Here is a 21,255-nt window from a genome sequence, read left to right on the forward strand (position 1 = left end):
CACTCCTTCGAGCCGGGGTTGGGTCTTACGGCGGTTCTTTAGGTGTCGCCTTTTAGAGGGCGACACCTGTAAAGGGACAATCGTGAGGACTACTGAAAAGCCTCTGCCCTGTACCCGTTGTGGCGATAGTCTCTGCCCACGTCGACGTGCCCACTGCCGAAGTATATGTAGTACGCTTCGTTTCTGTACAATGGGAAAGCACTCGACGACCAATAGCGGCTGTAGCTGCCAACGCGGGTCAGCTGACCATAGTTGCCGTACCAACCCAAGGCGGGCAGGTAGAAGTAATTACCTGCATCGGCTGCGGAAGGGAGACCTGAATTGTTGATGCTACTATTGATGTTGCTATAGTACTTGTATGTGGTACGTAAGTCAGTTGTACCGTCAGCAGATTTCTCGGTATTGTAATTACCCTCTGCTAGTAGTACAGACTTCTTCTTAAACCACATGCCACCTTTATATAAATGACCCATAGTAGTCCATAACTCGTCTTTGTCCCAACGAGGATCGCCGTACATGCAATACCAAGACATCTCGTTTGCGTTTGGAAGATCTTTACATGAAGTGTGGGTAGCAGGGTTACTTACGCCATAACCTGGATAATTCTCGTTGTACCAACGAGCACTGTTACTCTGAGGGTAATTTGGGGATTCGTTGGTGTTTCGTGTTGGCTGACCTGTGTTTCCAGGCAAGTTCTTTGTCCATTCGAACCCTTCCCAAAACTGCTTTTCAGCATCCCACATGTAATAATGGTCGCCGTCGTAATTCTTTATTTGTAGGTCTGCTTCCATGTTGACATATTCATTCTTTGCAAAGGTATGAGAAGGAATGATCTTAGTAATTGTTCCCTCTACCTGTGTTGCAACATCTTTTACCCAGTAACGGATTCGTAAAGTGTGTGTGCCAGGCTTGATAACCATGTAAGCACCATTGGTTGTTAGGCTGGCAGAAGTGTTTGACAATGGGAAACCATTCTGGTATGTACTACCATAGTCGCCTTTTGTTGTAAGTTCTATCTTATTTCCTGAACCTGTACCGGTCAATGCACCTGTATTTGTTTCAGCCGTTGGGTCAAGGGTGTAGGTATCTGTGATGTCATTATCTGATGTCACTTCTATTTTCGTAAGGTAGCAATACTTTAGTACATCATTGCTTGTATAAGGCTTAAAAACAAGGTAAGCAGCCTTGTGGTCGAGTGCGAACTCGAACTCGTGGCTTGTAGCATTGCGTGTTGCCTTAGCTATACCGCAATCACCTGATGCACCAAAGTGAGCAGTGGTGTTAGGCTCTGTCTGTGTTTGATTCGCAGAGATGGTTACTTGGTCTTGATTACCATTCTTACCTGGATAATAAACTTCGTATGAAGATTTGGCGGTGTATTTACCAGGCATTAAGAACTTGAAAGAGGCGGTCTTGTCCGTTGGCGAGTTGCTACTTTGCTTCCAATTGCCACTATCATCCTTTACCCAAATCTTATCGCCTGCTTCCCAATAAAATGTACCATCTGCCTCCATGGTTGTACGTGTTGCAGGTTCGCCAGTGCTGAATGCGGTTAAGCCTTTATCGTCAGTGGAGGTCTTGCCGTTCTGTGCTAAATCATCATTCGCACAAGAGGCAAAGGCTAATGTTAAACCACACACGACAGCCAAAGACGCTAGTCGTGTGATGATTGAATGTCGTTTCATTGTTTTCTTCATTTTTACTTAGTTCTCTTTGTTAATAACTCTCTTTTAGTCTTCCCAAGCGGAAAAATCGTCTTCGTTCTCATTGTCAGCCCCCTGCCATGCTGGTGCTTGCTTAGCACTGCTGATGGTTCCTCCAGGTGTTGCTGGGTTATGCTGACCATTAAAAGGAGACCCCGCCATTAAATTAGTGGTTTCGTTTACCTGAACTATTACGCAATTAGGTGCAGAATAATTCTTCTTTTGTTTCTTTTTCTCCATTGTTTTATTGATTAAAAATAGTTGTTATTTCGTTCTTAATTTTTCTATATTTCGGTTTAGGTACGGATACAAAAAAAGAACAAAGGAAACTTCTAGAAGTCCTTTGTTTACAGGGGTTACGGCACGCTTCGCGCGCGCGTACGCGAGAAGAAAAAAATGTGTAATTTACGTCTGCTCTACTAGAGAGAGAGAGAGAGAGAGAGAGAGAGAGAGAGAGAGAGAGAGAGTATACAATTATTTGGAACTACCAAATAATTTGCTATCTTTTTCTCGTTTATTTTTCTCTCCGTATTCAATGATTCAAATGCAGATACACAATAAGCAACACCTTTATTATATAAGGCGTTGTTCGTTGTGGCTTGAATATTTAATGCTTGAATCATTATTGGGTTTATTTCTTTCGGCTGCAAAAGTAATAAAAGATATTAAAACAGCAAAGGAAACCAAAGAAAAAAAGACAGATTCGACTTAATTTCTCTAGAAAGAGACAGAGTAAAGCTTTAAAGACAGAGTAACAGAGGAACAAATGGATTTAGTAACAGACAAATGATTCTAAGACACAATGACAGAAAGACATATTCTTTTAATGACATATCATCCGTCGTTGACGGATTTGGTTTCCCTTCCACATATAATATGTTACTATCATCTTATGTTCCCCTGTTTTCTGTCTTAATATGTCATTAAAAGAATATGTCTCTCTGTCATTGTGTCTACAAAATATATTATCGTTTCTTTGCCTTTAAAAATATGTCATTAAAAGAATATGTCTCTCTGTCATTGTGTCTACAAAACATATTATCGTTACTTTGTCTTTAGATATATGTCTCTTTGTCTGTGTAATGTAATCTGTACTCTTGTCTTGATTTATAAAGTTTCACGCTATTAATGAACTTATTCGACTAAAAAGATGTAACTTTGCGACAAATTTATAAGGAATAAAAAGATAATTATGGCACAAGAGGACGTTTTTAAGAAGATAGTAAGTCACTGTAAAGAGTATGGTTTTGTATTCCCCAGTAGTGATATCTATGATGGTTTAGCAGCTGTATATGACTATGGTCAGAATGGTGTTGAGCTTAAGAACAATATAAAACAGTACTGGTGGCAATCAATGGTATTGCTTCACAGCAATATTGTTGGTATTGATGCTTCTATCTTTATGCACCCAACTGTATGGAAAGCAAGTGGTCACGTTGATGCCTTCAACGACCCTTTGATTGATAACCGAGACTCTAAGAAGCGTTATCGTGCAGATAACCTTATAGAGGATCAGATAGCTAAATACGAAGAGAAGATTGATAAGGAAGTAGCAAAGGCAGCGAAGAAGTTCGGTGCAGACTTTGATGAAGTTAAGTTCCGCGAAACCAATCCTCGCGTCTTAGAACATCAAAAGAAACGTGACGAATTGCACGCTCGTTACACCGAAGCAATGCAAGGTCCAGACCTCGAAGCATTGAAGCAAATCATCCTTGATGAGGGTATTGTTGATCCAATCAGTGGTACAAAGAACTGGACAGATGTGCGTCAGTTCAACCTTATGTTCTCAACAGAAATGGGCGCATCTGCCGATGCAACCAATAAAATCTACCTACGTCCAGAGACCGCACAGGGTATCTTTGTAAACTTCCTCAACGTCCAGAAGACGGGTCGTATGAAGCTTCCTTTCGGTATCTGTCAGATAGGTAAGGCCTTTCGTAATGAGATCGTAGCACGTCAATTCGTGTTCCGTATGCGTGAATTTGAGCAGATGGAGATGCAGTTCTTCTGCCAACCTGGAACAGAGATGAAGTGGTTTGAGTATTGGAAGAAGCACCGTTTGGCATGGCATGAGGCTTTAGGTATGGGCGACGATAACTATCGTTTCCATGATCACGAGAAGTTAGCTCACTATGCCAATGCGGCTACGGACATTGAATTCCGTATGCCATTCGGCTTCAAGGAGGTTGAAGGTATCCACTCACGTACCAACTTTGACCTTTCACAACACGAGAAGTTCTCGGGAAGACAGATAAAGTATTTCGATCCAGAGCGCAATGAGAACTATGTTCCTTACGATGTTGAGACATCTATCGGAGTAGATCGTATGTTCTTATCAGTGATGTGTCATAGTTATACAGAGGAACCATTGGAAAATGGATCAAGCCGTATTGTATTGAAACTCCCCGAGCCTTTAGCACCAGTTAAGTGTGCTGTTCTACCATTGGTAAACAAAGATGGGCTTCCAGAGAAAGCTCAAGAGATTGTTAACCAACTGAAGTTCCACTTCAATACACACATGGAGGCGAAGGACTCAATAGGTAAGCGTTATCGTCGCCAAGACGCTATTGGTACTCCATTCTGCGTGACTGTCGATGGTGATACATTGAATGATAACACCGTTACTCTGCGTTATCGTGACTCAATGAAGCAGGAACGTGTGCCTGTTGAGAAGCTCCGTGAGATAATAGAAGACCGTGTTTCAATCACTTCTCTATTGAAGAAGATTGATATTGATTAATAAGAGATAGGTTAGTAGAACTTACTTGTTTAACATCTTATCAATGGATGTTTCAGTAAGTGCTACTAACCTTTTTTGATATAAAAAGGCTATGACTAAAACGATAAAAACATTCTTTCGCCATGTTATAAGTATGCTTTGCTTAGGCGGATTGCTGCTTACTTCAATGAGCATTGTGTCTTGTTCCGAGGATAAAGACGATGTTGAAGAGTTTGCCAACTGGAAGGCTACGAACGAGAACTATTGGAATAAGCTCTATACAACTACTGAACAGAAGATAAAGGGAGGTGATACTTCTTGGAAGATAATCAAAAATTACACCTTAGACGGGCAACATGCTGTTGGTAATGCGCAGCTGAGCTATAAGCCAGAGAATCATATTATTGTACATGTATTAGAGTCTGGCTCGGAGACAAAAAGCCCTCTTCTCACCGATTATGCATCGGTTCACTATATGGGGCGTTTGATACCATCAACAACCTATACAGCTGGTTTGATCTTCGACAAATCATGGTCGTCTAACACCTTCAATGCGCTTACCTCTCGTCCAACACACTTTGAAGTAAGAGGTGTGGTAGACGGTTTCGCCACAGCCTTACAGCAGATGCATAGAGGCGACCATTGGGTTATTTACATCCCTTATCAGTTGGGTTATGGTGCCGTAAAGGCAGGTGGTGGTACGATTCCAGCCTATTCTACGCTTATATTCGATGTGCGATTAGTAGACTTTGCACATGTTGAGAAGAATCTAAAAGATAAATAAGCGTAGGACAACTAACTGTCTTTTATCGGTTGAATAGCCGAACCTTGTACTTGTAAGTAGGGACACACGTCATCATAAGTACTTCTTTTCATGCGTGACAAAGAGGCTTATGAGGCGCATGTCCCTATGTCTTTCTACTTCAAATTATTGATTAATTCGTATCCCATTGCGTATCTCCTTTAGTAAAAACATAGCCGATGTCCTCCTTTCAAAGATTCGAGAAGGAGAAGAGATGACGACGAGTGAGAAGTTTAATCTTATCATTCAGTTGAGTATTCCATCTATTCTTGCACAGATAACAACCGTCTTGATGTTCTATATTGACGCTGGAATGGTTGGCTCATTGGGTGCAGAACCAGCAGCGGCAATCGGTCTTGTAGAACCCGCAACATGGCTTTTCTTTTCTTTAATAGGTGCTGTTACGATGGGATTCTCTGTACAGGCAGCCCACTTCATAGGTGCTAAAGACTTCTCAAAAGCACGCTCTGTAATGCGTCACGGATATGCCTTTGGACTCTGTTTTGCATTATGTTTTCTGCTTGTTACAGTACTCATTGCACCCTATCTCCCTATATGGTTAAGGGGCGGAAAGGATATTCAGCACGATGCGTCTACTTACTTTCTTATCTTCTCTTTCATCATTCCTTTCCACCTTCTGGAGGTAATGTCAGCCTCCATGCTGAAGGTTTCTGGCGATATGCGACGCCCCAGTTTAATGGCGATACTGATGTGTGTCTTGGATGTAATCTTCAATTACTTCTTCATCTTCCCAACGCATGACATCACCCTACTTGGGCTACAAGTAACAGTGCCAGGATGGGGTGCTGGCGTTGCAGGAGCAGCCTTCGGAAGTCTCTTAGCATTTATTGCTGTTGCATTACCATTGGCTTATTATGCCATATTCCGTAGTCCAATCCTTGCGTGGAAGTTGGATGTTGAACGCTTTGTGTGGCGTTGGCAATACATTTGGAATGCGATGAAGATAGGTAGTCCTATGGCTTTACAATACCTATTGATGAATGGTGCTCAACTCGTATCAACGATGATTGTCGCTCCGTTGGGTAATGTCTCGATAGCCGCCCATTCGTTTGCAATCACAGCCGAAAGTCTTTGTTATATGCCAGGCTATGGTATTAGTGAGGCTGCAACCACTCTCGTTGGACAGAGCGTAGGGGCAGGCAGGCGTGATCTGCATCGTAGTTTTGCATGGATGACCATATTCTTAGGAATGCTCGTGATGGCATTCATGGGTGTAATCATGTATATTTTCGCTCCCGAAATGATAGGTTTATTATCGCCAGTTGCCGATATACAAGCCCTGGGAACATCTGTTCTTCGTATTGAAGCGTTCGCCGAACCTTTCTTTGCTGCAGCCATCGTCGCCTATAGCGTGTGCGTAGGAGCAGGAGACACATTGAAACCCTCCTTCATAAACTTGGGTTGTATGTGGCTCGTCCGATTGACTCTTGCCTATGCGCTAGCCAGTGAGTACGGATTGAAAGGCGTATGGTTTGCAATGGCTGTTGAGCTTTCTTTCCGTGGAATCCTATTCTTGCTCTATCTCTTTATGCACCTTCGTGGAAAAGCGAAAACGGTTAGTACATTAAGTCGTTAGTACGTTATTATGGTTTATCCAATATTCTTCTCAAAACGAAGAGACGCCCTCTTTGAATCAAGAAGACGCCCTCTTTGAATGGAAGAAAGGCTTTCCTTGTATCAAGGAAACGCCCTCTTCAAATGAAGATGATGTTTCGCTATCAGCTTCTCATCGAATGAAAAGAGGGGGAAATAGTGTTTTTAACAACTTAAACATGGGGCTAATGACGTGTAAATTAATCCTCTTATAGTTTCAGTCAACCACTAGTTTACATCTAATTTATTTGGCTTTTTAGGCTATTTAGCGTATCTTTGCAACGCTATTCACATTATTATATAATGTTAAACGATAATAGATTCGACCTTTTAAAGACGATACAGTCACCCGCAGACTTACGTAAACTTAGCTTAGAGCAGTTGCCTAAGTTATGTCAACAACTGCGTGAAGACATCATAGAAGAAGTAGCTGTTAACCCTGGACACTTGGCTTCTAGCCTTGGTGCAACAGAGATAACTGTGGCTTGTCACTATGTCTTTAATACTCCAGAAGACCGCATAGTTTGGGACGTTGGGCATCAGGCTTATGGGCATAAGATACTGACTGGCAGGCGTGAAAACTTCTGCAATAACCGTAAATTAGGTGGGTTAATGCCTTTCCCGTCGCCTTATGAGAGTGAATATGATACATTCACTTGTGGGCACGCATCCAACTCTATATCTGCAGCTTTGGGTATGGCGGTAGCCTCGAAACTGACTAAGCAGCATCGACATGTTGTAGCAATTATAGGTGACGGAGCGATGAGTGGCGGTCTAGCCTACGAGGGTTTGAATAATGTTTCAAGCCAACCTAATGACCTATTGATTATCCTCAACGATAACGACATGTCGATTGATAGGGCTGTAGGAGGTATGGAGCAATACCTATTAAACCTAGATACCAACGAGACTTATAACCGTCTTCGCTTCAAAGCATCGCAGTGGTTACATGCCAAAGGACTATTGAATGAGGATCGGAGAAAAGGCTTACTTCGATTGAACAATGCCCTTAAATCGGCTCTTGCACATCAACAGAATATATTCGAAGGGATGAATATTCGGTACTTCGGACCATTTGATGGTAATGATGTAGGAGAGCTTGTTCGCATCCTAAGACAACTGAAGGATATGAAGGGACCTAAGCTCCTTCACTTACATACGAAGAAGGGTAAAGGATACGAACCAGCCGAGAAGAGTGCTGTAGTATGGCATGCTCCGGGTAAGTTCGACCCAAAGACTGGCAAGCGAATCATACATGAGTCGCATAACGAACCACCTAAGTTTCAAGACGTATTCGGTAATACTCTCTTAGAGTTAGCACGCAAGAATCCACGCATTGTAGGCGTTACGCCAGCCATGCCAACAGGTTGTTCGATGAACATCATGATGAAGGATATGCCCGAAAGAACATTCGATGTAGGTATTGCCGAGGCGCATGCTGTAACCTTCTCATCTGGTATGGCGAAGGATGGGTTACAACCTTTTTGCAATATTTATAGTGCTTTCTCTCAACGAGCTTACGATAGTATTATCCACGATATGGCAATTCTCAATCTGCCAGTTGTGCTCTGTTTGGATAGAGCCGGACTAGTGGGTGAGGATGGTGCGACGCATCATGGAGCCTTTGATATGGCTTTCTTGCGCCCTATCCCCAACCTAACTATTTCCTCACCAATGGATGAACACGAGTTAAGAAGGCTGATGTACACAGCCCAACTACCAGGTAAAGGCTCTTTTGTGATACGTTATCCACGAGGAAAAGGTGTGCTTACGGACTGGGAATGTCCGTTGACTGAAATAAAAGTAGGTACGGGTAGGCGTCTGCACGATGGTTGGGATGTAGCCGTGTTGAGCATTGGTCCGATTGGAAATGACGTAGAGAAGGCTATAAACATCATCGAGTCAGCCAACTCACCATCGACTCAAGAGCATTGTCCTAGTATTGCCCATTATGATATGAGATTCTTGAAACCATTGGATGAGACCATTCTCCAGGAGGTTGCCGAACGCTTCTCTCGCATTATAACTATCGAAGATGGGGTGCGTGACGGAGGCTTAGGTACTGCTGTAACAGAGTGGATGAGCGATCATGGATATACACCTCATATAACCCGAATGGGTATGCCCGACCACTTTGTAGAGCAGGGAACAGTTGAACAGTTGCGTGCTCTTTGCGGTATAGATATTGATGGAATAAAGAAACAACTGACCTCAGTTGAATCGTAGTGAACCCTTATCTGTATCAGAGAAAGTGGTTAAAAGACTTACAAAGACAGACAAGTTAAAGCAGAAAACATGAAGATTATCATATCAGGAGCATATACTATTGGCTCTTACCTAGCTAGACTCCTCTCACGTAACAAGCAAGACATTGTGCTCATGGATGAGTGCTCGGAGAACCTAGAGAAGATTAGTAACGAGGCTGATCTACTAACAATGGAAGGCTCAACAACCAGTATCAAGAATCTTAAAGAGGCTGGGGCAGAGGATGCCGACTTGTTTATTGCGGTTACACCAGACGAGTCGAAGAATATTGCGGCATGCGTTCTTGCACATCAATTAGGGACTAAGAAGACCGTTGCTCGTGTAGATAATCCAGAGTATGTAGAGCCTTCTAATCAAGAACTCTTCCATCAGATGGGAGTGAGCAGCATAATTTATCCAGAGCTTCTAGCCGCTAAAGACATCATCAATGGATTGAAGATGTCATGGGTACGTCAGCGTTGGGATGTGCATGATGGAGCGTTGGTCATGTTAGGTATTAAGCTACGGGAGAGTTGTGAAATACTTGATCGTCCATTGAAGGAGATTAGTGGTCCGGATGATCCTTACCATGTAGTTGCTATCAAGCACAACGATGAGACGATTATACCAGGTGGTAATGATACCTTACAACTATATGACCTTGCCTACTTCATGACCACTAAGCAATATATACCATACGTGCGCAAGATAGTGGGAAAGGAACATTATGTTGACGTGCAAAACGTTATCTTCATGGGAGGAGGTAAGACGGCTGCACGTGCAGTGAGGATGTTGCCAGAGTATATGCACGCCAAGATCATAGAGCAAGACCCAACGCGTTGCGAAGAGTTAAACAATATCTTGGATGAAGACACGCTCGTTATCAATGGTGACGGACGTGATATTGGATTGCTGCAAGAGGAGGGTATCCGTAACACACAAGCCTTTGTTTCATTGACATCGAACGCTGAAACGAATATTCTTGCTTGTCTAACAGCAAAGCGAATGGGCGTTCGCAAGACTGTAGCAGCCGTCGAGAACTTTGATTATGTGGGCACTGCTGAAAGCCTAGATATTGGTACTATCATCAATAAAAAGGCTGTTGCTGCCAGTCATATATACCAGATGATGTTGGATGCAAACGTTGAGAACATCCGATTCCTTATGTCTGTTAATGCCGATGTGGCCGAGTTTGTACCCAGCCCAGACGCTAAGATCACACGAAAAGTAGTCCGCGAACTCAACTTACCACGTGGAGTTACCATCGGCGGATTGGTTAGGAATGGAGAAGGAATGCTCGTTTCGGGTAACACGCAGATTGAAGCTGGTGACTCAGTAGTGGTCTTCTGTTACAATGTAGATATGAAGAAGGTAGAGAAACTATTTATGTGATTATGTTGAATCTGAAACTTATATCCAAGATTCTGGGCTCTCTCTTGTGGATAGAGGGAGTGTTGTTGCTGTGTTGCCTCTTTGTTTCTATATGGTATCAGGGCGATGATATACTACCATTTGTGTGGAGTATCTTAATCACAGTAGGCTCTGGATTCATCTTCCGAATCCTTGGGCGCAATGCAGATAACCTATTAGGACGTCGCGATGCTTACTTTGTTGTGACCATATCATGGATACTTTTCACCCTCTATGGTACACTTCCTTCCATGATTAGTGGCTATATTCCTAGTTTTACTGACGCTTTCTTTGAGGCTATATCAGGCTTCACAACCACTGGAGCAACTATCCTCGACTTCCCCGAGAAACTACCAAAAGGACTGCTCTTCTGGCGTTCGTTGACACAATGGATAGGTGGTTTAGGTATCGTGTTCTTTACTGTTGCCATCCTTCCTTCTCTAGTGGGTGGGTCGGTAAAGGTGTTTGCTGCAGAGGCAACAGGACCTATTAAGAGTAAGTTACATCCGCGTATCAGCACCAGTGCTAAGTGGATTTGGATGGTCTATTTAGTGTTAACTGTCGCCTGCATCCTTAGTTATAAGGTTTGTGGAATGGGCTGGTTTGATGCCTTCAACTATTCTATGACGAGTACAGCAACAGGTGGTTTCGCTACGGAGAGTGGCTCAATTATGACCTTCCACTCGCCTGCGGAGGAATATGTCAGTGCATTGTTTTGTTTCCTTTCAGGCGTAAACTTCACCTTATTATATGCATCAGTTATAGGGATGGATATTAAGAAACTCTTTAAGAATAGTGAGTTTCGTTTCTATACTATCATGGTTCTTTCCTTTACAATCTTCATCACTTTCGAACTCGTTTGGCGTAATCACTACGAGATAGAACACGCTTTCCGCAGTGCCATCTTCCAAGTTGTTTCGTTCATCACAACGACTGGTCTCTTTAGTGATGACGCTGGTAAGTGGCCTCATGTGACGTGGGTTGTACTCGCAGCGTGTATGTTCTTCGGTGGATGTTCAGGTTCGACGAGTGGCGGACTGAAGAGTATTCGAGGTGTGATGTTGCTTAAAGTAGTTCGAAATGAGTTCCGTCAGATCCTCCATCCGAATGCTGTTCTACCCATGAAGATCGATGGTGTCAATATCTCGCAATCGAAACGTGTAACCTTACTAGGCTTTGTTGGGCTCTATCTCATCCTAACTCTTTTCTGTGCATTCACGATGATTGCCTTAGGAATTGACAATACTAACGCTATCACCATCACGTTAAGTTGTCTTGGAAATGTCGGTCCGACGCTAGGTATGGAGATTGGTCCTACGATGTCATGGGCGCAACTTCCCGACTTTGCAAAGTGGATTTGTTCGTTCTTAATGCTTGTTGGTCGACTGGAGTTATTCACTGTTCTCGTCCTCTTCACACCTGCTTTTTGGAAGAAGAATTAGTGCTTTTATCCTCCTCTTAGCCTCTTTTAAGAGGAGAACCTCCTAACGGGAACTAATCAGGAAACGCCCTTTTCCATTTCAAGAAGGCGTTTCTTAGATACGAAGAAAGCCTCTCTTTGATAAGAAGAGAGGCTCTCTTTGTTTTCAGAACTTACGTGTGTCTATTGCTACTCATGTTTATTTCGTGTACAGTTGAGGCTTTTTGTAGGAAAAGGAAATCATCTTTTGCATTTAATTTAACAGTATTTTGTGCTGTAATCGATAATGAATGTGTAAATTTGTCAGCGGTATTTTTGATATGAAAAAACTAATTAAAACGTAATACAATGAAGAAGAATAAACTATTACTGTTACTATTTGTGCTCCTTACGGCAGTGTCTTTAACATCTTGTCTTGGCGATGGGGAAGATAGTGTGAGACGCCAACTTCCAACACAGGCAGAGATAGATGCAGCCTTTAATGTTATGAAAGGTAACTATCAAGGAAAGCTCATTTGCTATGCTTTTGATGAACAATATGGTGGCTGGAAGAAGGATGATTCAATCGCTTCTAACTGGGAGATAACATCAGATACAACCCTACTTATAAAGCATTTCCCTACTAAGTTCCTTGCTAAGAGTGTTACGAATGTGAGCTTAAAGCAGGCTATTGAGGCCTTACCTGCACAAGACTTAAACTTTAAGATAAGTATTCGACAAGCACGACCATCAGCTACGGGCTTTTACATTGTACCACTCCTTGCTGATTTAGGAAACCTTACTTATGATGGAGCAAGCCATCAGATAGGGGTGAGATTTATATGGAATGAGTCGACAATAGGTAAGTTTGATCCTTCGACAAAGCGTATGGGTATTCGCTTGATAGAGAATGGTATCTATGTTGATAAAGTACTGAAAGATGATGTTTATCGTGCTGGTAACATTTATATCTTACATACAAACTGATACAGAGAAGTATCTTTTAGGTATTAGATAAGTGTAAGGCGGTTGTTTCATAGGTGATACAACCGCCTTAATTGTTGGTTATTTCTTCTTGTGTAGATTGTCTTTCTAAGAACAATCTAACATCTTCTTGCAGTTTTCTGAAAGGTTCTGCATTTCTGTAACCTACGTTCCTTCTCAACATGGAAACGATAGCTTCTATGCTATGACTATAACTTGATAACTCATTCCGACGCTGCGTATCATGCACCGCATTGCGATTTATCTCCTCTTCTCGCTCTCTGATGAGTTGGTCGCAGACACGTTTAAGGATGGGAACAACAACATTGTCGAAGAGATGATGCCCTTGTATATATAAATAGGTGGTAGTAGGTGTAACGCCAAGTGTGCTTAGCTCTCTCTTTAGTTGTAGGTAATCCTCCTTTGCATAAGGGTACTCTTTTTGTAATTGGCGTATCTTCCTTTGTACCTTATAATGCAGTCTTTGTAAGGATTCAGCAGCATTATAGATAGAAAAGCGCCCTATTTCGATAACTCTATTGAAGTCGGTTATAGTGAATTGGCGGTACTTTTGGTGTCTATAAGTCCATATATTCCAAACAAAGAGAGGATAGATAATCTCGCTATATTGGCTTAGGAAGGATTCAAAGTCAAATATGGCGTGGTCGTTAAGGGCTACAGCTACACTCACATCATGCAGACTTTGGGCGTAACACTGTAGGTTTTCAATGGCATAAGCATAGGTATGAAAGACGTAAGGGTTAGTGATGACTTGTGTAGAAGTAGCTGTTTCGCCTTGTAAAAGATAGTCATAATCCGCATCAACGCACGCTATCATGTTCTCTCCCATTTGATTTGAAATAAGGTTCATAAGCACCGACTTCTTCCCTTTCGTTAGGTTCAAGCGTGACGGAAGCATAACTTCAAAGAAGCGATCATTGCTTTCGAAGCCACTTAACACCGTCCTCCAAAAGAAGATATCATCGTATGCCTCGACGTATGCAATAATCTTTCTGCGTGCATGCTTACCATTAAGTTGATTGGCAGCATTGATGTATGCCGATGATAGATTGTCGCGGAGTCGTCTGCTCATAGTGCCTCCTTCCCTTGTTATTATTTGTCAGTAATATCCGAAACTTCCGTTACTCGGTCTATCCAACCATTCATTATCACAGCCGGACTATGCGTACTTAGGATGATTTGAACATTGGGATTCAGTTCGAGAATGAGGTCAATTAGTCGTTTCTGCCAGTCTACGTGCAGGCTAACTTCAGGTTCGTCCATAAAGAGAACGTATGGTTTATTATCTTCAACGAGCACTGTCAAGAGGATAACCAATATCTGTTTCTCTCCGCTTGAGAGCTGATAAGGATAGAGCGTTTCGCCTATCTGTGAGAAACGAATCTCATTCTCCGTGCGAATGATAGTCTTTCCTGTTTCGGTGAAGAGGTCGTCTATGATATCTTGGAATCGCTTTTTGGGTAGGGAGATACGCTGTGCCTCTTCCGCAGCATTAGCTGTTCCGCTTTGTAAAGTAGCAATGATTCGGTTGCCAATGTTCACTTGGTAATCCAGATACTTGCGTTGCAACTGAAAGAGCTGCCAGTCTAATTCGGTGGAAAGATTGCCATCCATCTTACTAACACTATCCGAATTTAACAGCGGGCGATCGAACGAACGGATAATATCATAGCGTATCCATTTGGCATCGGAAGGGTTCACTTTCAACCGAACGCCCTTTAGTAGATGACTGGGGAACTCTCCGCCTTGTGAAAAAGAGCGTACCACCTTATTTATAATGGTACTCTTTCCAACGCCATTGATACCACTTAAGATATTAACTTGCCGATCTAATGTCCATCGAATGTGCTTCTTTCCACTCCAAAGGGAGTCGATTTCAATCTCTTCTATATAATTGGCATATTTCTGCATAAGGCTTTCTTGTAGTATTATAACACTATCGCAAATATAGTGCTTTTTATCTGTTTGACGATAGAAAAGGCTCTTTTTAACGTAAATACCATAATTGTGGTATGCGAAATAACACAAAGTTAGTATTTTAAAGACCAATGTTTCTTCGTACCTTTGCACCTGTGAAAAAGAAACAAAACACTTAGAACTTGCGGTGATAAGTGTTTTGATTGGTAGATGAAACAAATAATTAAAGGTAACGGATATGACAAAGATTGCAAAGAAACTCACCGAACTGATTGGGAATACACCCTTGTTGGAATTAAATAAGTTCTCTTCTTTGAAAGGACTTGAGCAACCAATCATAGCAAAGATAGAATCGTTTAACCCTGGTGGAAGCGTCAAAGATCGTGTTGCTCTAGCGATGATTGAGGATGCTGAAGATAAAGGACTTCTGAAGCCAGGAGCCACAATCATCGAGCCAACGAGTGGTAACACGGGAGTTGGTTTGGCATTAGTAGCAGCAGTGAAGGGCTATAAACTCATCCTTACTATGCCGGAAACAATGAGCATAGAACGCCGTAACCTTGTGAAGGCTTATGGTGCTACTGTTAAGTTGACGAGCGGTAAAGAGGGTATGAAAGGGGCTATCAAAGCAGCGGAGGAATTGCGCGATTCGATTCCAGGAAGCATTATTCTTCAGCAGTTCGAGAACCAAGCTAATCCGCAGAAACACTATGCGACAACTGGTAAAGAGATATGGCGTGATATGGACGGAACGGTAGATATCTTCGTAGCCGGTGTAGGAACTGGTGGTACAATAAGCGGTGTTGGCAAGTATTTGAAGGAGCAGAATCCGAATGTAAAGGTCGTTGCTGTGGAGCCAACAACATCCCCCGTACTAAGCGGCGGACAAAGTGGTCCGCACAAGATACAGGGCATTGGCGCTGGTTTTATACCTTCTACATACAACAGCAAGTACGTTGATGAAATCTTCCAAGTCGATAATGACCAAGCGATACTCACAGGGCGTCAGTTGGCACAAAGCGATGGTTTACTTGTTGGTATATCATCAGGTGCAGCAGTCTTTGCGGCTAGTGAGCTTGCAAAACGCCCCGAGAATAAAGGTAAACGAATCGTTACTTTACTCCCAGATACGGGTGAGCGTTATCTCTCAACGGTATTGTATGCTTTTGAGGAATATCCCTTGTAAGAAATAAATAATACCTATAAAGATGGGTGGGAAAGGTCGTTATTTTTAGAGGAAACGACTCTTTGCCACCTTTCTTTATATTGTATTTAAACTAAATCCTACTTATTATTAATCTAATAAGCCCCTATCTTCTTTTATATTTCATTTTATGTTATATTTATCATTCACACTAATTCCTTATTAGTCAATGCTCTAATGTAATCAATGAGATGACAGGTATGATAGGAAAATGATTTCTTTGGTCTTTTAAAAGGAAACCTATATTCAGCCAAAGAGTTATAAGCTTGAATCTATAGCCTGTGTATGATAAGGATTGTCTCTTGTTTCCCCTTGTGTAAGTTGGGTGTTTTTCGAAGTGAGTAAAGCCTCTTCTTGATATAAAAATGGCCTTTTTTTAGTACACCAAAAGCCTCCCTTTGTGAGAATAGTAAGTCATATCGATTATATGTAACTATGTTCTAAACATTAAACATTTGATAATGAGTGTTCTTGTTGTATGTTTGCTGTGTTTTTAATGACCTATTGTCTCAAAATTGCAAGTAGATGTCTATAATTTAAAGAAAAACAATATTTTTTCTGAAAAATATATTGTCTATCCAAAAAAAATACTACCTTTGCACTCTAGAATTAAATGTCGCTAAAATCAATACATTAATATTAAGCATTTATGAAAAAGTTTTTGATTGCACTTTCAATGCTCGCAATGGGCATTAGTAGTACGCAGGCTCAGGTAGCTTATGAGAAAGCTAAGCCATTTGATAACGTCTATCTCGGTGTTGAGGGTGGTGTAATGGGTCCTATGAGTTTCAAGCATTTTGCTCCTCTTAACGCTGCAGCAGGTTTGAAGTTAGGTAAGCAATTTAGCCCAGTTTATGGTGCTAACCTCGAAGGTCTTGCTTTCTTCGGTGATAACCGTTGGCAGACTGGTTCTTTAGGTTTTGCTAATAGCCACACAATCGTTCGTGGTGTGAACCTCGGTTTGAATGGTACTATCAATTTCACAAACTTGTTCTGTGAGTACAATCCAGATCGTCGTTTCGAGGTTGGTGCAGAAGCAGGTGTAGGTTACTGGATTACTTTCGGTGACAAACACATTATCCAGACTAACAACGTAGGTGACGATACAGAGTTGACAGCTAAGACTGGTCTTACTTTCGCTTACAACCTCGGTGAGAAGAGAGCTTGGCAGCTTTATGTAGAGCCAGCTGTTCTCTGGAACCTTACACATGGTCCTGGTGATGCTATCCAGTTCGGTCGTCAGGCTGCTCAGCTTGGTCTTTTCGTTGGTTTGAACTATAAGTTCAAGACTTCTAATGGTACTCACAACTTCAAGGTTTGGAATGTTGGTGAGTTGAACGATGAGATTAACTCTCTCCGTGACCAGTTGAATGCTAAGCCTAAGGAGGTTATTAAGGAGGTTGTTAAGGAAGTTGTTAAGGAGGTTCCAACTCAGGTTAATCAGACTCTTTGCATTGACAACTTGGTATTTGTAACATTCGCTCAAGGTAAGTACGACCTCACAAATGAGGCTAAGAAGGCACTTGATGATGTTAAGTCTGGTCGTCACGTACAGATTGTTGGTACAGCTTCTCCAGAGGGTCCAAAGGATCTTAACGATCGTCTCTCTCAGAACCGTGCAAACGTTGTAGCTAAGTATCTCCAGGGTCGTGGCGTTGTTGTTGACGAGGCTAAGGGTCAAGGTGTACAGGGCGTAACATCTAACCGTTTGGCAGTTGTTTACGTAAAGTAATTAAGCTAATAGATTAGCTCTTTTGTAGCTAACGTTAGATAATAATATTAGGTAGGGATAAACCATATAGAGGTTTATCCCTACTTTTTTTCTATTAGTTTCCTTTTAAAAGTCATTTATAAGTTAATTTTTCTTTGTAACTTTGCTGGCAACAGACTAAATAGAGGTATTGCTGGTACTTACTAATTAATTTAAGCGTTTGTATAAGATTATAGAATGATATAGGATGAAGTACATTTTTTCTATAATAATACTATTTTTTACATTGCATGTATCGGCTCAGATTCGACCAGAAGGTCAGTTTGAAACGAAATACAATGCCGTTCCTGACGGGTATAACTTTTGGATATATACGCCTGATGAATACAAGGAGAATAAACATCCTTTACCGCTTATCATCTTTCTACATGGGGCTAGTCTTTGTGGAAATGACTTAAATAAGGTAAGACGTTATGGAGTCTTGGATGCGATTGACAAGGGTAAGATTATTCCCATGTTCGTGGTAGCTCCTCAGAATCCAGGTGGTCCATGGAGTCCGAAAAAACTAAATAATATATTGGAGTGGATGAAGTCTCACTATTCCATAGATGCAAGTCGTGTGTATGTTCTCGGTATGAGTCTTGGTGGTTATGGAACAATGGATTTCGTCGGAACTTATCCCGATAAGATTGCAGCTGGTATGGCTTTGTGTGGCGGAACGACGTTAAAGAATATGAGTGGACTTGGTGAAGTGCCTCTTTGGATTATGCATGGAACGGCAGATAGAGCCATCTCTATAAACGAATCAAAGCGTGTGGTCAATTATTTACAAGCTAATCATCTTGACCAGTTATTGCGTTATGATTGGTTACAAGGTGGTAGTCACGGAGTTTTAGCACGCATTTTTTATCTTCAAAAAACCTATGATTGGCTAATAACCCACTCTCTGAATGACAAACCAAAAACTATAGATAAAGATTTCAATATTACCTGGGACGATATAAAAGCAACCTATCAAAACCTAAAGAACTTGCCCCAGATGTATGATAATGATTAATTGAAACCTATGATTAAAACCCTAAAATAATATAACGTGAAGCTTCGCAATTACTATCAAACGGTGTTGGCTGTATCCTTACTGGTGACAGCCTTATCTTGTCACGATGCTAAGAAGGTTGAAACTCAAAGTCCACTTACAGATTCCGTTGCTGTTGAATCAAATATAGAAGACCATTATTTGCCCGACACGATGTATGCTTCTGCCAATAAATTGAAGTGGTCTATAGATGCAGAGGGCAATTCGGAGAGCCTGTTGAAAGGAAAGATTTCTGATTACGAAAGTGTTGATATCCTCACATTCCGTAAGAATCCAATGCGCAATGCGGACTTTGGTGGCATGGTGAAGGGAACTCCTGATACTATAGAAATAGCTTGGAAATTTGATACCTACTATAACCGAGAACACACACATTTTGGTGTTTGGGGTGGTGGAAGTGGCTGGACAGGACAGCCATTGTATCTTAATAAGAGTAATGAAATCATCCTTTCCTCTCTTTGCAGTCGCACTTATTTCATTGACTTTACTACTGGTAAGGCATCAAGACCATCTGTAGATGTACATAACACGATTAAAGGAACATCTTCTATTGACCCTTTCTTCAAGAATTTATACATAGGTCAGGGCATTCCTAATCATCTACCTATTGGACGATTAGTAATCGATCTGAACAAAACCAAAGAATCGCAATTCATTGATCGTGACTCACGTGCCTTACGTCATTGGTATGCGTCTGATGCTTCACCAGTCGAGGTTGGTGGCTATCTTTTCTGGCCTGGTGAAGATGGTAGTTTATACAAGTATAGCCGTAAGCAAGGGCACTTGAAACTTGTCAGCGCATTGCGTTACACTATTAACGGGGCTGCTCCTGGTATTGAAAATAGCCTATGTGCCTATCGTAACTATGGTTGGTTTGGTGATAATCATGGTAGTATTATCTGCGTAAACCTTAACACCATGAAGCCTGTTTGGTATTACGACAACCACGATGATATTGACGGAACAATCGTCTGTGAGGTTGAGAATGGTACACCTTATATATATTGTGGTTGTGAAGTAGACAAGCAAGGAATGAGTGGAACTTGTTACTTTGTTAAGCTCAATGGCTTAACTGGTGAAAAGATATGGGAGCAGAAGATTCCTTGTAATCGAATAAAAATAGGGGAGAAAGTGCTTGATGGTGGAATGTATTGTACTCCTTTGTTAGGCAGAGGAGATGCGAAAGGGTTAATCTTTGCCAATATCTGTCGTAATGGAGCCGATGGGAAGGGTAAGTCATCAGGGCAGTTAGTAGCCTTTAATACCACCGATGGCAAGATTGCTTATACAACCCGTCTGAATCAATTTGCATGGTCCTCACCTATTGGATATATGAATGAAAAGAACGAGCAGTTCATCTTTACTGGAGATTCTGGTGGTACAGTCTATCTTATAAGGGCAAAGAATGGCGAACTACTCTTTAAGCATCATGTAGCAAGCAACTTTGAGTCTTCGCCTATAGCAATAGGCAATACAGCTGTTGTTGGGTCTCGTCAGAATGGAATCTATAAGTTTATTATCAGATAGGATATTTACTTTTTAAGGTAATCAAGCCATATTATATAAAGCTATTTATTGAATGAAAAAAGTTTTAATAACCCTTTTGTTAGCATTTGCCAACTTATGTTTGGTTCATGCTCTAAGCCCATTCTCTAAAACGAGTAATACACAAGAGCATGTGAAGAGTGTTGTCTTTTTGGGTGATTCTAATTTATGGAGTGGGGGTGACGATTGTACTAATTCTCGTAGTTGGAGCTATTGGTTTAAGAACATTCTGCAGCCTGAGACTTGTCGTAGTTATGCCCGAAGCGGTGCTACATGGTCGAATACTGAACGTACAAAGGCAGATGTTAATAATTATAGTGAGGTACTCTCAGATGAGAATGTGATATGGAATCAAGTTTTGCGACTTATCAATGACATTGAAAGCAAGAAGTTTGCACCACCTCAATACATCTTTATTATGGCTGGAACAAATGATGCCTGGTTTCATCAGCAACGTCCTTCTCTCTTAAAAGAAAGTGTGCATGATGTTTTTTCAAAACCACTTGTTGAAACGAAACCAATGCTATCGCTGGCTGCAGCTGTGCGTTATAATTGCGAACTCCTACATACTCGATTACCCCAGAGTAAGGTCATTCTTGTCACTCCCATGTTAACAATTCGTGCCTCAAAGGATAGGGTGAGTAACATTTCTAATGTCATTGCAGATTGCGGAAAACGATTGAATGCTCCAGTTATTCGCCTTGATACCCCCTCACTCATCAATCCTCTACAAGAAAGAAAACAAAAGCAAAATACCATCGATGGTACTCATACCAATGTGCGTGGTGCTGAGAAAATAGGAAGGTATATAGTTTCTCAATTTAAGTTCATACTCATAAAGAAGTAAAAATCATCTCGTAATATTTATTTAAATCATATTTATGGT

17 protein-coding genes are annotated in these 21,255 nt (G+C 41.5%); 12 read left to right on the forward strand and 5 right to left on the reverse strand.

Annotation, left to right across the window (positions count from 1 at the left end; all coding sequences use genetic code 11):
* Positions 1-89: 89 nt before the first annotated feature.
* The 3 genes from F0475_RS09505 to F0475_RS11880 form a co-directional block, all read right to left on the reverse strand.
* A complete protein-coding gene (locus F0475_RS09505; protein ID WP_155716439.1) occupies positions 90-1,697 on the reverse strand; it encodes a hypothetical protein in 1,608 nt (535 codons plus the stop codon).
* A 33-nt stretch (positions 1,698-1,730) separates the two neighbouring features.
* Positions 1,731-1,943 (reverse strand): hypothetical protein, encoded by a 213-nt coding sequence (locus tag F0475_RS09510; RefSeq protein WP_009011843.1) that lies wholly within the window; start codon positions 1,941-1,943, stop codon positions 1,731-1,733.
* 179 nt (positions 1,944-2,122) lie between these two features.
* Positions 2,123-2,326, reverse strand: a complete 204-nt coding sequence (locus F0475_RS11880) for a hypothetical protein (protein ID WP_234422992.1) — start codon at positions 2,324-2,326, stop codon at positions 2,123-2,125.
* Positions 2,327-2,895: 569 nt separating this feature from the next.
* Here F0475_RS11880 and F0475_RS09515 point away from each other — a divergent pair.
* From F0475_RS09515 to F0475_RS09545, 7 genes are all read left to right on the forward strand, one after another.
* Entirely contained in the window at positions 2,896-4,443 is a 1,548-nt protein-coding gene (locus F0475_RS09515; RefSeq protein ID WP_004382276.1) for a glycine--tRNA ligase, read from the forward strand.
* 91 nt (positions 4,444-4,534) lie between these two features.
* A complete protein-coding gene (locus F0475_RS09520) occupies positions 4,535-5,206 on the forward strand; it encodes an FKBP-type peptidyl-prolyl cis-trans isomerase (protein ID WP_155716440.1) in 672 nt (223 codons plus the stop codon).
* Positions 5,207-5,372: 166 nt separating this feature from the next.
* A complete protein-coding gene (locus F0475_RS09525; protein ID WP_155716441.1) occupies positions 5,373-6,821 on the forward strand; it encodes an MATE family efflux transporter in 1,449 nt (482 codons plus the stop codon).
* Between the two features lie 320 nt (positions 6,822-7,141).
* Entirely contained in the window at positions 7,142-9,064 is a 1,923-nt protein-coding gene (dxs, locus tag F0475_RS09530) for a 1-deoxy-D-xylulose-5-phosphate synthase (RefSeq protein WP_155716442.1), read from the forward strand.
* Between the two features lie 69 nt (positions 9,065-9,133).
* Complete coding sequence (gene trkA, locus F0475_RS09535) at positions 9,134-10,474, forward strand: Trk system potassium transporter TrkA (protein WP_009435153.1); 1,341 nt, start codon at positions 9,134-9,136, stop codon at positions 10,472-10,474.
* A gap of 2 nt (positions 10,475-10,476) precedes the next feature.
* Positions 10,477-11,934, forward strand: coding sequence for a TrkH family potassium uptake protein (locus F0475_RS09540; protein ID WP_155716443.1), 1,458 nt, complete (start codon positions 10,477-10,479; stop codon positions 11,932-11,934).
* A 326-nt stretch (positions 11,935-12,260) separates the two neighbouring features.
* On the forward strand, positions 12,261-12,878 hold the full coding sequence (locus F0475_RS09545; protein WP_155716444.1) for a DUF4840 domain-containing protein: 618 nt from the start codon (positions 12,261-12,263) through the stop codon (positions 12,876-12,878).
* A gap of 67 nt (positions 12,879-12,945) precedes the next feature.
* On the opposite strand, the gene F0475_RS09550 is transcribed toward F0475_RS09545, so the two are convergent.
* Both F0475_RS09550 and F0475_RS09555 read right to left on the reverse strand, forming a co-directional pair.
* Positions 12,946-13,968 (reverse strand): DUF4435 domain-containing protein, encoded by a 1,023-nt coding sequence (locus tag F0475_RS09550; protein WP_155716445.1) that lies wholly within the window; start codon positions 13,966-13,968, stop codon positions 12,946-12,948.
* Between the two features lie 20 nt (positions 13,969-13,988).
* Positions 13,989-14,807 carry an AAA family ATPase gene (locus tag F0475_RS09555; protein WP_155716446.1) on the reverse strand — a complete coding sequence of 273 codons (819 nt, stop codon included), beginning with the start codon at positions 14,805-14,807 and terminating at the stop codon, positions 13,989-13,991.
* A 244-nt stretch (positions 14,808-15,051) separates the two neighbouring features.
* Here F0475_RS09555 and cysK point away from each other — a divergent pair, with 244 nt between their 5' ends.
* The 5 genes from cysK (at position 15,052) to F0475_RS09580 (ending at position 21,216) form a co-directional block, all read left to right on the forward strand.
* Entirely contained in the window at positions 15,052-15,999 is a 948-nt protein-coding gene (gene cysK, locus F0475_RS09560) for a cysteine synthase A (RefSeq protein ID WP_155716447.1), read from the forward strand.
* Between the two features lie 667 nt (positions 16,000-16,666).
* Positions 16,667-17,749 (forward strand): OmpA family protein, encoded by a 1,083-nt coding sequence (locus F0475_RS09565; protein ID WP_155716448.1) that lies wholly within the window; start codon positions 16,667-16,669, stop codon positions 17,747-17,749.
* Positions 17,750-17,975: 226 nt separating this feature from the next.
* The gene (locus F0475_RS09570; RefSeq protein ID WP_155716449.1) at positions 17,976-18,785 is read left to right on the forward strand and encodes a carboxylesterase family protein; all 810 of its coding nucleotides are present in this window, start codon (positions 17,976-17,978) and stop codon (positions 18,783-18,785) included.
* A gap of 36 nt (positions 18,786-18,821) precedes the next feature.
* Positions 18,822-20,351: a PQQ-binding-like beta-propeller repeat protein gene (locus F0475_RS09575; RefSeq protein ID WP_317163217.1), complete on the forward strand. Its 1,530-nt coding sequence runs from the start codon at positions 18,822-18,824 to the stop codon at positions 20,349-20,351.
* A 52-nt stretch (positions 20,352-20,403) separates the two neighbouring features.
* A complete protein-coding gene (locus F0475_RS09580) occupies positions 20,404-21,216 on the forward strand; it encodes an SGNH/GDSL hydrolase family protein (RefSeq protein ID WP_155716450.1) in 813 nt (270 codons plus the stop codon).
* Positions 21,217-21,255 lie beyond the last annotated feature (39 nt).

It is taken from the genome of Prevotella vespertina (assembly GCF_009728485.1).
GTDB lineage: Bacteria > Bacteroidota > Bacteroidia > Bacteroidales > Bacteroidaceae > Prevotella > Prevotella vespertina.